Source organism: uncultured Parasphingopyxis sp., assembly GCF_937129435.1.
In the GTDB taxonomy this organism is placed as follows: domain Bacteria; phylum Pseudomonadota; class Alphaproteobacteria; order Sphingomonadales; family Sphingomonadaceae; genus Parasphingopyxis.
Genome location: NZ_CAKZNF010000016.1, coordinates 17,265 through 29,097, shown reverse-complemented (window position 1 = coordinate 29,097; position 11,833 = coordinate 17,265). Strand labels below are relative to the sequence as shown.

12 protein-coding genes are annotated in these 11,833 nt (G+C 63.2%); 5 read left to right on the top strand and 7 right to left on the bottom strand.

The window, feature by feature from the left end:
• Window position 1 precedes the first annotated feature (1 nt).
• The 5 genes from Q0139_RS03200 to Q0139_RS03180 are packed head-to-tail and all read right to left on the bottom strand — an operon-like array spanning window position 2 to window position 3,876.
• Complete coding sequence (locus tag Q0139_RS03200; protein ID WP_298017194.1) at window positions 2-277, bottom strand: HPr family phosphocarrier protein; 276 nt, start codon at window positions 275-277, stop codon at window positions 2-4.
• Window positions 274-678 (bottom strand): PTS sugar transporter subunit IIA, encoded by a 405-nt coding sequence (locus Q0139_RS03195; RefSeq protein WP_298017191.1) that lies wholly within the window; start codon window positions 676-678, stop codon window positions 274-276. The genes Q0139_RS03200 and Q0139_RS03195 overlap by 4 nt, the downstream gene beginning before the upstream one ends.
• The gene (gene rapZ / locus Q0139_RS03190) at window positions 679-1,620 is read right to left on the bottom strand and encodes an RNase adapter RapZ (RefSeq protein ID WP_298017188.1); all 942 of its coding nucleotides are present in this window, start codon (window positions 1,618-1,620) and stop codon (window positions 679-681) included.
• Window positions 1,617-3,167, bottom strand: coding sequence for a stimulus-sensing domain-containing protein (locus tag Q0139_RS03185; RefSeq protein WP_298017186.1), 1,551 nt, complete (start codon window positions 3,165-3,167; stop codon window positions 1,617-1,619). The genes rapZ and Q0139_RS03185 overlap by 4 nt, the downstream gene beginning before the upstream one ends.
• A 1-nt stretch (window position 3,168) precedes the next feature.
• Window positions 3,169-3,876: a response regulator transcription factor gene (locus tag Q0139_RS03180; RefSeq protein WP_298017183.1), complete on the bottom strand. Its 708-nt coding sequence runs from the start codon at window positions 3,874-3,876 to the stop codon at window positions 3,169-3,171.
• A gap of 195 nt (window positions 3,877-4,071) precedes the next feature.
• On the opposite strand from Q0139_RS03180, the gene Q0139_RS03175 reads away from it, so the two are divergent.
• Both Q0139_RS03175 and Q0139_RS03170 read left to right on the top strand, forming a co-directional pair.
• On the top strand, window positions 4,072-5,676 hold the full coding sequence (locus Q0139_RS03175; protein WP_298017180.1) for a phosphoenolpyruvate carboxykinase: 1,605 nt from the start codon (window positions 4,072-4,074) through the stop codon (window positions 5,674-5,676).
• A gap of 29 nt (window positions 5,677-5,705) precedes the next feature.
• Window positions 5,706-6,023 (top strand): hypothetical protein, encoded by a 318-nt coding sequence (locus Q0139_RS03170; protein ID WP_298017176.1) that lies wholly within the window; start codon window positions 5,706-5,708, stop codon window positions 6,021-6,023.
• A 7-nt stretch (window positions 6,024-6,030) separates the two neighbouring features.
• Here the strand turns inward: Q0139_RS03170 and Q0139_RS03165 are convergent, their stop codons facing one another.
• Both Q0139_RS03165 and Q0139_RS03160 read right to left on the bottom strand, forming a co-directional pair.
• Window positions 6,031-6,492, bottom strand: coding sequence for an NfeD family protein (locus Q0139_RS03165; protein WP_298017174.1), 462 nt, complete (start codon window positions 6,490-6,492; stop codon window positions 6,031-6,033).
• 5 nt (window positions 6,493-6,497) lie between these two features.
• Window positions 6,498-7,466, bottom strand: a complete 969-nt coding sequence (locus tag Q0139_RS03160) for an SPFH domain-containing protein (protein WP_298017171.1) — start codon at window positions 7,464-7,466, stop codon at window positions 6,498-6,500.
• 176 nt (window positions 7,467-7,642) lie between these two features.
• Between Q0139_RS03160 and Q0139_RS03155 the strand changes: the two genes are divergently transcribed.
• From Q0139_RS03155 to Q0139_RS03145, 3 genes are all read left to right on the top strand, one after another.
• A complete protein-coding gene (locus Q0139_RS03155; RefSeq protein ID WP_298017168.1) occupies window positions 7,643-9,091 on the top strand; it encodes a M28 family peptidase in 1,449 nt (482 codons plus the stop codon).
• A gap of 70 nt (window positions 9,092-9,161) precedes the next feature.
• A complete protein-coding gene (gene guaB / locus Q0139_RS03150) occupies window positions 9,162-10,619 on the top strand; it encodes an IMP dehydrogenase (protein WP_298017165.1) in 1,458 nt (485 codons plus the stop codon).
• A 6-nt stretch (window positions 10,620-10,625) separates the two neighbouring features.
• Entirely contained in the window at window positions 10,626-11,810 is a 1,185-nt protein-coding gene (locus Q0139_RS03145) for an RsmB/NOP family class I SAM-dependent RNA methyltransferase (RefSeq protein ID WP_298017162.1), read from the top strand.
• Window positions 11,811-11,833 lie beyond the last annotated feature (23 nt).

The window sequence follows — 11,833 nt, the reverse complement described above, 5'->3', positions numbered from 1 at the left end:
GTCATTCCTCCCCGAATTTGGACTCGACCAGATCGGCGAGCCGATTCACCGCTTCTTCCGCATTGTCCCCCTCAGCGGCGATAACGATTGAATCGCCCATGGCCGCGCCGAGCATCATCAGGTCTAAGATCGACGAACCCGCCACAACATTGCCCTCCCGGCTGACTTCGACCTCCGTCTCGAGCTCGCTGACGAGCGTCACGAATTTGCTGCTCGCGCGCGCGTGCAGACCGCGCTGGTTGGCGATCACGACCGTCCGCTCGACGCGGCTGGTCACGCCGCCTGCCCCAGGATTTCGGAAGCGACGGAGATATATTTCGTTCCTGCCTCACGCGCTGCCGTGACCGCATCGGCGACGTCCATCGACTGCCGCGCGCCGGCCAGCCGAATGAGCATCGGCAGGTTCATCCCGGCGATAACCTCGACCCGATCGGGCTCCATCAGCGAAATCGACAGATTCGACGGCGTTCCGCCGAACAGATCCGTCAGGATGATCACGCCCCGCTCGCTGTCGACCTCTTTCACGGCCCTGGCGATGTCTTCGCGGCGCTCCTCCATATCGTCGTCCGGACCGATGCAGACCGCCTCGATCTGCTTTTGTGCGCCGACAACATGTTCCATCGCGACGATGAACTCGCGGGCAAGATTGCCATGCGTCACCAGAACCAAACCGATCATTCAGCCACCTGCGTTCCCGTTTCCGTCCCCCGCCGTCCGCTCGATCGTATCGAGTGACGGGTGGGCCAAATCGCGGTGCGCGACCGTGGGCGAAAATCCGCTATCACGCAACCGTTGTGCAACACGCTCGGCAACGTGCACCGAACGATGGCGGCCGCCTGTACAGCCGAATGCGATGGTAACATAGGCCTTTCCTTCGGCGCGGTAGCGCGGAAGCAAGGTGACCAGCAGTTCCTCCATCCGCCCGACCGCATCCTCATAGGCCGGATCCTCGGCGATATAGTCGCCCACTGCCTCGTCTTTTCCCGTCATCGGCCTGAGCGTCTCGTCCCAATGCGGATTGCGCAAGAAGCGCATGTCGAACACCATATCGGCGTTACGCAGGATTCCGCGCGCAAAGCCGAAAGAGGCGATGGTCACCGTCATCTCCTGTCCGGCCTGGCGCGAGAAACGGTTGCGCAGCTCGACACGCAGATCGTTCGCGGAGCTGTCGGACGTGTCGATGACATGCTCGGCCCAGCGGCGGAGCGGCATCATCATGTCGCGTTCGATCAGGATTCCCTGCGCGGCGGGCCGGTCCTGCGCCTGCGGATGGCGGCGGCGCGTCTCGGAGAAACGACGTTCCAGCTCGGCAGCGTTGCAATCGAGGAACAGCGTCTCAATCCGGAAATCATGATCGGATTCCAGCGTCTTGATGCGCTCGACGATCGCACCGGCGTCAAAACCGCGCGTGCGGCTGTCGATTCCGATGGCGATCGATCGATCGGCCGCCTGGCGGTCAAGCGACCGGGGCGATTCGAGAAGTTGATCGAACAGGCTCAGCGGCAGATTGTCGACCGTTTCCCAGCCCATATCCTCGAATGTGCGCAGCGCGGTCGACTTGCCCGCACCGGACATGCCGGTAACGAGGAGGATGCGTTGGGGTTCGTCGCGATCGGTCATGATGCCATCGGCAGGATGATAACGAAACGCGCACCGCGCGACGAATCGTCGCGATCCTCGACGCGGATCGTCCCGTCATGGCCTTCGACTATGGTCTTTGCGATAGCGAGACCCAGACCCGAATGCTTGCCGAAATCTTCCTTTTCGGGCCTGATCGAATGGAAGCGCAGGAATATTTCGTCGCGGATATCGGAGGGTACGCCCGGGCCTTCGTCCTCCACGGTCACCACAACATTCTCGCCGTCGCCGGTGGCGCCGATTCGCACGATGCCATTCTCAGGCGAAAAGGACACCGCGTTGTCGAGCAGGTTTCCGATGACGCGCGCCAGCCGCGATTCGTCTCCCAGCACGCGCGCCGCCCCCAATCGCGGACGGGCAAAGGCGATCTTGACGTTGCCGTCGAGGCCCCGTGCCTCGCGCGCTGCGAGGATGGTTTCGACGAGGCGGCCGATATCGACGATTTCGAAGTCGGCGCGGCTGAGTTCCGCATCGAGTCGCGATGCATCAGCGATATCCGTGATCAACCGGTCGAGCCTCCGCGCATCGTCCCGGATCACATCGAGCAGCTGCCTCTGGAGCTCGGGATCGTCGACGCGCGAGAGCGAATCGACGGCCGAATGCAGCGAGGCGAGCGGATTTTTGAGTTCGTGCGCCACATCGGCGGCAAAAGCCTCGGTCGCGTCGATCCTGAGCCGCAAAGCCTGGCTCATGTCCGACAGTGCCCGCGCCAGCAGGCCGATCTCGTCACGGCGCGAGGGAAGGCGCGGCACGACCACCTCACGCGCGCGCCCCAGCCGCACCCGCTGAGCGGCCAAGGCCAGCCGCCGCAAGGGCCGCACGATCGTACGCGCCAGGAAGAGCGAGAGCAGCACCGAGATCAACGCCGCGATCGCGATGATGATGGCCAGCCGCAGCCGCTCGTCGCGCACATTGCCGCGAATGTCGCGCGCATTGCCGGTGACGAGAAGCACCGCACCGTCTTCGTCCTGCATGCGCACGGCCGCCGCGACCATCGGCGTCCGATCCTCGGCCAGCATCAGCCGCGAAGATTCCGGGTTCCCGTCGCGCGCTGCGACCGCGGAAGGCCATTTCGAAAGCGTATCGACGGCAGGATCGGGATAAGGCGGCAGTCTTTCGGCACCGACGACGGTCTCGATGGCCTGATCCATCCACCGGGCAACGTGGCGTTTCCAGGGCTCGGTCGCCGGGTCGCGCATTTCATATGTGGGTGGCCCCAGCGCCCAGCTGTCGAGCAACAACGGGCCCTCCTGGGCATATATCCGAATCCGGTTGCGGCTGCTTTCGCCGAGTTCGACGGCCAGCCGTTCACGTTCGGCGCCCCCGACGCCATCGAGCGCGCTGGCGATCAGCGCGGCCTCTGTCTGGGTCTGGGCGAGGCGTTCGTCGAGCAAGCGGATACGATAGCTGTCGAGCCAGAAGAAGCTCCCGGCCAGCATCGCCAGAGCGAGGATGTTGACAGCGAGAATGCGGCTGGTGAGCGACCATCGGGCCGACCAGCGCAGCTCGAGTTCGTCGCGATGACGCACGTTATTCTTCGGCGAATCGATAGCCGACACCGTAGAGCGTCTCGATCGCGTCGAATTCGGGATCGACCTGGCGGAACTTGCGCCGGAGCCGCTTGATATGGCTGTCGATGGTGCGATCGTCGACATAGACGTCGTCGGTATAGGCGGCGTCCATCAACTGGTCGCGCGATTTCACGATGCCGGGGCGCTGAGCCAGCGATTCGAGGATCATGAATTCGGTCACGGTCAGCGTGACATTGTCGCCGTCCCAGTTCACGCGGTGCCGCGCCGGATCCATTTCGAGGCGGCCGCGCACGATCGTTTCGGCCGGTTCGTCGGTATCACTGTCCCGCTTACCCGCCGACAGCTCGGCCCGCCGGAGAATCGCCTTAATCCGCGCAATCAGCAGCCGCTGCGAAAAGGGTTTGGAGATATAATCGTCGGCTCCCATGGCGAGACCAAGCGCTTCGTCCAGCTCGTCATCCTTCGAGGTCAGGAAGATGACCGGAACGGCCGTTTTTTCGCGCAGGCGCCGGAGCAGCTCCATCCCGTCCATCCGCGGCATCTTGATATCGAGGACGGCGAGATCGGGCGGGTTGTCGACGATCGCCTTCAGCGCGGTCTCGCCATCCGAATAGATGCGCGTCGCAAAGCCCTCTGACTGCAAGGCGATCGATACCGATGTGAGGATGTTCTTGTCGTCGTCGACAAGCGCGATGGTGGCGGTCATGAAATTTTTCGTAATCCTCCGGATCTATGTGCGTGTGACTAGCCATGCACAGAGCGGGGAGCAATGGGCGCGAAATATCCCCCAACCGGCGCTTCATGCGTTGAATTCGTGCCGTAGCCGTGCTTAGGCAAAGGAAAGACAGCGCGGTGCCCGTTCGCCGCCCGCTATGCTGTGCAGATCATCCGGAGGAAAACCGTGTCCGACCGCAAACCCGCATTCGACCTCGCCGCCCAAGGCATTGAAACCGGGGCCGAACTTCACTGGAACTTGGAAACCGCCCCGCTCGTCGAGACATCGCTGCAGCGGGGGGAAGGCCACCTCGCCAAACACGGCCCGCTCGTCGTCGAAACCGGCAAGCACACGGGCCGCTCGGCCAACGACAAGTTCATCGTCAAGGACGCCGAAACCGAGAACACCGTCTGGTGGGGTAAGGTCAACGTACCGATGATGCCGGAGCATTTCGCGGCATTGAAGGAAGATTTCCTGAAAGCCGTGGGCGAGCGCGAAACGCTGTTCGTGCAGGATCTCCATGGCGGTTCGCAGCCTGAACACCGGGTGCGCGTCCGCGTGATCAACGAATTGGCATGGCAGAATCTGTTCATCCGCACGATGCTTTGCCGGCCGGAAGCCGATGAACTTGGCGGTTTCGAACCGGAATATACCATCATCGACCTGCCGAGCTTCAAGGCCGACCCCGATCGGCACGGTACGCGCAGTGAGACCGTGATCGCGGTCAATCTCTCCGAAAAGCTCATCCTGATCGGCGGCACTGCCTATGCCGGCGAAATGAAGAAATCGGTCTTCGGCATCCTCAACTATCTCCTGCCCGCCAAGGGCGTGATGCCGATGCACTGTTCGGCTAATATCGGGCCCGAGGGCGACACGGCGGTCTTCTTCGGTCTGTCGGGCACGGGCAAGACGACGCTGTCGGCCGATGCGAGCCGCACGCTGATCGGCGACGACGAGCATGGCTGGTCGGACACGGCGGTCTTCAACTTCGAGGGCGGCTGCTATGCCAAGATGATCCGGCTGTCGGAAGAGGCGGAACCGGAAATCTATTCGACCACGCGGCGTTTCGGCACCGTACTCGAAAATGTCGTCATGGATCCCGAGACGCGCGAACTCGATTTCGACGATTCGAGCCTCGCCGAGAACAGCCGCGGCGCCTATCCGATCGATTTCATTCCGAACACCTCGGAAGACAATCTCGGCCCGGTGCCGAAGAACATCATCATGCTGACCGCCGACGCGTTCGGCGTGCTGCCCCCGATCGCCAAGCTGACGCCCGACCAGGCAATGTATCATTTCCTGTCCGGCTACACTGCCAAGGTCGCCGGAACCGAGATCGGCGTCACCGAGCCGGAGGCGACCTTCTCGACATGCTTTGGTGCCCCATTCATGCCGCGTCACCCCAGCGTCTACGGCAACCTCCTCAAGGAGCGCATCGCCAAGGGCGGCGTCAATTGCTGGCTCGTCAACACCGGCTGGACCGGCGGCAAATACGGCACCGGCAGCCGGATGCCGATCAAGGCTACGCGCGCGCTGCTCAACGCGGCGCTGGACGGATCGCTCAACGATGCCGAATTCCGCACCGACGAGAATTTCGGCTTCGAGGTTCCGGTTTCCGTGCCGGGTGTCGACGATGCGATCCTCGATCCGCGTTCGACCTGGGACGACGGCACGGCCTATGACGAGACCGCAGCGAAGCTGGTCAAGCTCTTCATCGACAATTTCGCCCAGTTCGAGGAGCATGTCGATCAGGGTGTACGCGAGGCGGCCCCGACGCCCGCGGCCGCTTGACGGACCCGCGACTTAGGAGGAGCAGATTCATGGACCTCAATTCGATCCTGCAAGGCATCGGCGGCGCGCCCGACGATGTGAAAAACCTCGCCGAAAAAGTCGGAATCGATCCCTCGATGGCAGAGAAGGCGATCTCGGCGCTCGGTCTTTCGCATCAGGAGGACGGCGACACGGTGGAACTCGCATCGGCCAAAACGGGTCTCGATACCGGCACGCTGAGCCGGATCGTCGATCAGATCGGCGGCGAAGGCTCGCTGTCGAAATTCTCAGGGATGATCGACAAGGATGGGGACGGCAATCCGATCAACGACCTGACCGATATGGCCAAGGGCCTGTTCAAGCGCTGAGCGAAATCTAGGGTTTAGGCAACGCTTCGACCGGTGCTACTTCGAGCCGGTTGCCTTCGGCGCCGGTGATCTTCATTTTCGTCCCGACTTCGGCATCGGGTCCGCTGGCCGACCACACGCTGTCGCCGACCTTCACGCGCCCCTGGCCGTGCTCGATCGGCTCGACCACCGTGACTGTCTGCCCGATCATCTGCGCGATGCGCGAATTGAGAAGCGGCGAGGACGACAGGATCGGATAGACGTCGAACCAGCGCTTCGCGACATAAACCGATCCCACCGCACAGACAGCGAAGATCGCCAGCTCCGCAATCAACGGAAGCGGGAAGACGAACCCCAATATTCCGGTGAGCAATGCCGCCCCGCCGATGAACATCAGATAGGCGCCGGGCGCGATCATCTCGAGGATCAGCAGGACGAGCCCGACGAGTACCCAGATCGACTCGGCGTTGGTGAAATCCTCCCAGCTCATTCAGCCTAGCTCCCGTCGCGCCGGACCGAGGGGGGACGACCGGGCGCGGTCGTCGAATCATTGTTGCCCAGCGCTTCCCTGGCCAGCTCGCCAATCCCGCCCAGCGTGCCGATGAGCTGCGTCGCTTCGACCGGGAACAGGATCGTCTTGGCGTTGGGCGAGCGGGCGAACTCGCCGACCGTCTTCACATAGTCCTGCGCGATGAAATAGTTGATCGCCTGCGCATTGCCGCCCGCGATCGCGTCGGACACCATCTGCGTGGCCTTCGCTTCGGCCTCGGCCTCGCGCTCGCGCGCCTCGGAATCGCGGAACGCGGCTTCGCGCCGGCCCTCGGCCTCGAGGATGTTAGACTGCTTTTCGCCCTCGGCGCGCAGGATTTCGGACGTTTTCTGCCCCTCGGCCTCAAGGATCACCGCGCGTTTCTCGCGTTCGGCCTTCATCTGCCGCCCCATCGCCTCGACGATATCCATCGGCGGGCGAATGTCCTTGACCTCGACGCGGGTGATCTTAACGCCCCAGGGCGTCGTCGCATCGTCGACGACCGCGAGCAGGCGCGCGTTGATCTCGTCGCGCTTCGAAAGCGTTTCGTCGAGGTCCATCGATCCCATCACCGTACGCAGGTTCGTCGTCACGAGGTTGAGGATCGCCACATACAGGTCCGACACCTCATAGGCCGCCTTCGCCGCATCAAGCACCTGAAAGAACACGACACCGTCGGTAGAGATCATCGCATTGTCCTTGGTGATGATCTCCTGCCCCGGAATGTCGAGCACCTGTTCCATCATGTTCACCTTGCGGCCGACGCGATAGAAGAAGGGCATGTAGAAGTTGAATCCGGGCTGTGCGACGCCGGTGAAACGGCCGAAATACTCGATCGTGTAATTATAGCCCTGCCGGACGATCTTGATCCCAGCGATAACGAAGATGATCGCCAGGATCGCGACAATCCCGAAAAGTGTAACGAGCGCTTCCATGGTTGCTTCTCCCCGCGCGACCGCGTTGTGGGAAACATATTGGAACGGCGCGGGCCCGCTGCCAAGCCTTTCGGTGCACATGATCGACGGTACGCTGGCCGACCAAGGCCGTCATTCGTCGAATCCATGAAGCCGTCACGCTTGCACCGCCCCCGCTTGCACGCCATGGCTCGCGCATGATCAGGCGTATTTTCGCCGCCGTTGCGGCATTTTCCTTCACATTTCCCACCCCGGCGCACAGCGAAGCCAGCGAAGCCGAATATCGCCGCCATGTCGAAATCCTGGCGAGCGAGAATTTCCAGGGCCGCCGACCGGGAACCATCGGCGAAGCGGTGGCCGCCCACTATATCACAGCGCAATTCGCCGAAGCGGGACTTCGCCCCGGATGGAAAGGCAGCTTCTATCAGCCTATCGAACTCATAGAGCGCCGGCCGATACAGGCGACGGGACGATGGGCCGGTGGCGGTCGATCGGGCGAATGGAGTGAAGATGACCTGCTCCTTACCGGCTCCGCTGCGCACGACGTCCTGACCGATGAGCCGGTCGTCTATGCGGGCTACGGGATCGAAGAGGATTATGGTGCGCTCCGCTCGGTCATCGAGGGAGCCATCGTCGTCATTCGCGCCGGTGCACCGGAAGGCGTCCCCGCACCGCCTCGTGCAAGTTCGCGGATCGAGGCTATGGCCGACGCCGGGGCAAAGGCCGTTATCGTGATTGCCGAAAGCGACGAGGATTGGGAGCAATATCAGCGCTATTTCTCTGCTGGCAGCACAACGCTGGAAGGCCGCCGGCATGCCGTCATCGATGGCTATGCCTCGCCTGACGCGGGGAGAACTTTGCTCCGGGCCGGCGGATATGAGCGGGATGTGCCCGACGCACCCGTCGCACTTGACCTGACGATGTCGCTCGATGTGGCAACCGAAGTGCAGCCCTATACCGGATACAATGTCGTTGGCAGGCTGGCGGGCTCGGACGGGGGAGAAGAGGCCGTCGTCTTCATGGCCCATTATGACCATTTCGGTGTCTGCCGGCCCGGTGAAGAAGATGCGATCTGCAATGGCGCCGTCGACAATGCGAGCGGCACCGCCGCATTGATCGAAGTCGCCGACGCGCTGGGAGAGGGGCCACGACCCGCGCGCGACATCTATTTCGTGGCGACCACGGCGGAAGAGCTCGGTCTGCTGGGCGCCGAAGCCTGGGCCGACGATCCATCATTGCCGCTCGACCGGTTGGTGGCGGCGCTCAACCTCGATACCATCGCTATCGGCCCACGCGGCGCCCCGGTGGGGATCGTGGGCCGTGGGATGACGGCGCTCGATCCGATTGTCGACGGTGTCGCCCGGCAGTTGGGCCGCGAAATTTATGACAGCGAAGACCCGAATGCGTTCGTCCGGCGTCAGGACGGCTGGGTGCTGCTGGAACGCGGCGTCCCGTCGATCATGGCGGGCGGTTCCTTCACCGATTACGAGCGTCTCAACGCGTTCCTTCAGGGCCCCTATCACGGACCGGACGACAATTTCGACGACACGCTCGAACTGGGCGGTGCCTATGAGGATGTGCTGCTGCATATCGCGCTCGGCCGCGCGCTCGCCGATCCTGCGCGATATTCTCCCGAGCCGCGCTAGTAACAGCGGCGATGCGCGCCTATAGACGCGCCCACGCGATTCTGGCGGCATGAGAAAGGACGGCGCGGTAATGGAAATCGGCATGGGTCTCACCTTCGACGATGTCCTGTTGCGGCCCGGCGAATCCGAGATTCTCCCTAGCATGGCCGACACGCGAACCCGCGTGACGCGCGAGATCAGCCTGAACATCCCCGTGTGTTCCGCCGCGATGGACACCGTTACCGAGGCCGACATGGCGATCGTCATGGCACAGATGGGCGGCATCGGCGTGCTCCACCGCAACCTCTCGATCGAGGAACAGGCGGCCGCCGTACGCGCGGTCAAGCGGTTCGAATCGGGCATGGTCGTCAACCCGATCACCATGGCGCCGGATCAGACCTTGGCCGAAGCGCTCGATCTGATGGCGCGGCACAGGATTTCCGGCATCCCGATTACCGAGAAATCGGGCAAGCTTGTCGGCATCCTCACCAATCGTGACGTGCGGTTCGCGGAAAACCCGAAGCAACCCGTCTCCGAATTGATGACGAGCGAGAATCTGGCGACGGTAGGCCAGGGCGTGACGCAGGACGAGGCACGGCGCCAGCTCCATCAGCGCCGGATCGAAAAGCTGATCGTCGTCGATGACGACTATCGCTGCGTCGGCCTGATCACGGTCAAGGACATCGAAAAGGCCGTCACCTATCCCGAAGCGACGAAGGATGCCTCGGCACGGCTGCGCGTCGCCGGCGCGACGACCGTCGGCGACAAAGGCTTCGAACGGACCGAGGCACTGATCGACGCCGAATGCGACCTGATCGTCATCGACACGGCGCACGGCCATAACCGTTCGGTCAGCGAGGCCGTCGAACGGGTGAAGAAGCTCTCCAATTCGGTGCAGGTCATTGCCGGCAATGTGGCCACGGCCGAAGGCACGCGCGCGCTGATCGATGCCGGCGCCGACGGCGTCAAGATCGGTATCGGGCCGGGTTCGATCTGCACGACGCGGGTCGTCGCCGGGGTCGGCGTGCCGCAGCTGACCGCGGTGCTGGAATCGGCGGAGGAGGCGGCCAAATCGGACGTGCCCGTGATAGCCGATGGCGGGCTGCGTACATCGGGCGATATTGCAAAGGCGCTGGCGGCGGGTGCATCGAGCGTGATGATCGGATCATTGCTGGCGGGCACTGCCGAAGCGCCGGGCGAGACTTTCCTCTACCAGGGACGCAGCTACAAATCCTATCGCGGCATGGGATCGGTCAGCGCGATGGCGCGCGGATCGGCCGACCGCTATTTCCAGCAGGATGTGTCCGAGCAGCTCAAGCTCGTGCCCGAGGGCATCGAGGGGCAGGTTCCGTTCAAGGGGCCTGCCAAGGACGTCATCCACCAACTTGTCGGCGGCGTGAAGGCGGCGATGGGCTATACGGGCTCGTCCACCATTCCCGAATTGGCGAAGCGCGCCAGGTTCCTGCAGATCACCAATGCCGGTCTCACCGAAAGCCATGTCCATGACGTCTCGATCACGCGCGAGGCGCCGAACTATCCGACACGGTAGGCGCATATGACGCCCGCAGCGCGCGTCCAGACCGCGATAGAGATTCTCGACGAGATCATCGAAGCGACCAAGGGCGACGGCGCTGCGGCCGATGTGATCCTGAAGCGCGCCTTCAAACAACGGCGCTATGCCGGATCGAAGGATCGCCGCGCCATTCGCGAACACGTCTATGACGCGATTCGCCGTCATGGCGCGCCGCCGCAAAGCGGCAGGGCGGCGATGATCGGTCTGGCGGGCGACGAACGCCGGCTGCGCGAGGCCTTCGACGGCTCGGACTATGGGCCGCAACCGATCATGGACGGCGAAGCAGGGGAGCCGGCATCGAATCTGCCCGAATGGCTGCGTGACCGGTTCGATCCCGCGCTGAATCATGGCGATATTCTGGCCCTATCGGACCGCGCGCCGCTCGACATTCGCATCAACCGCTCGAAAATCGGACGCGATGAGGCATTGCAACGGCTCGGCAGCGGTGAACCTGGGAGGCTGAGCGACCGCGCCATCCGCCTGCCATCGGGATTTCCGGTGGAACAGCACGACCTGTTTCACGAAGGCCTGATCGACATTCAGGACGAGGGTAGCCAGTTGGTCGCCGATGCTGCGGGTGCCGAGCGCGGGATGACTGTCGTCGACCTGTGTGCCGGGGCCGGTGGCAAGACGCTGGCCATGCACGATAGGGTGGAGGGCAGGGCGCGCTTCATCGCCTGCGATACCGACCGGCAACGGCTTCGCGCCTTCGCACCGCGCGCCGAACGCACGGGTATCGAAGATGTCGAAACACGCCTCCTTAATCCGGGGCGAGAGAGGGAGGTACTCGGCGACCTTCGGGACACGGCAGACCTTGTCCTGATCGATACGCCTTGCAGCGGTACGGGGACATGGCGCCGCAATCCGGAGGCGCGCTGGCGGCTGACACCGGAGCGGATCGGACGCATTGCCGCGCTGCAGGCCCATATCCTCGATTACGGCGCCGATCTGGTGCGGCCGGGCGGGCATTTGCTATATGCCGTCTGCTCGCTGCTGCACGAAGAGGGGGAGGGGCAGATTTCGGCGTTTCTCGCTCGCCGTTCGGATTTCCGAAAGGTGGAACCGGCTATCGATCATGGAATCGTGACCGCGAACGGGCGGCTTTTGTCTCCGGCGCGGCACGGAACCGACGGCTTTTTCTTCGCAAGGCTGCAACGGGCATGCTAGACGAGGCGAAACAGCCGGAAACA

Excerpts from the sequence above, each read along its gene's own strand:
- Q0139_RS03195 (WP_298017191.1), bottom strand. The coding sequence starts at position 678 with ATGATCGGTTTGGTTCTGGTGACGCATGGCAATCTTGCCCGCGAGTTC.
- rapZ (WP_298017188.1), bottom strand. The coding sequence starts at position 1,620 with ATGACCGATCGCGACGAACCCCAACGCATCCTCCTCGTTACCGGCATG.
- Q0139_RS03180 (WP_298017183.1), bottom strand. The coding sequence starts at position 3,876 with ATGACCGCCACCATCGCGCTTGTCGACGACGACAAGAACATCCTCACA.
- Q0139_RS03170 (WP_298017176.1), top strand. The coding sequence starts at position 5,706 with ATGGACCTCAATTCGATCCTGCAAGGCATCGGCGGCGCGCCCGACGAT.
- Q0139_RS03165 (WP_298017174.1), bottom strand. The coding sequence starts at position 6,492 with ATGAGCTGGGAGGATTTCACCAACGCCGAGTCGATCTGGGTACTCGTC.
- Q0139_RS03160 (WP_298017171.1), bottom strand. The coding sequence starts at position 7,466 with ATGGAAGCGCTCGTTACACTTTTCGGGATTGTCGCGATCCTGGCGATC.
- Q0139_RS03155 (WP_298017168.1), top strand. The coding sequence starts at position 7,643 with ATGATCAGGCGTATTTTCGCCGCCGTTGCGGCATTTTCCTTCACATTT.
- guaB (WP_298017165.1), top strand. The coding sequence starts at position 9,162 with ATGGAAATCGGCATGGGTCTCACCTTCGACGATGTCCTGTTGCGGCCC.
- Q0139_RS03145 (WP_298017162.1), top strand. The coding sequence starts at position 10,626 with ATGACGCCCGCAGCGCGCGTCCAGACCGCGATAGAGATTCTCGACGAG.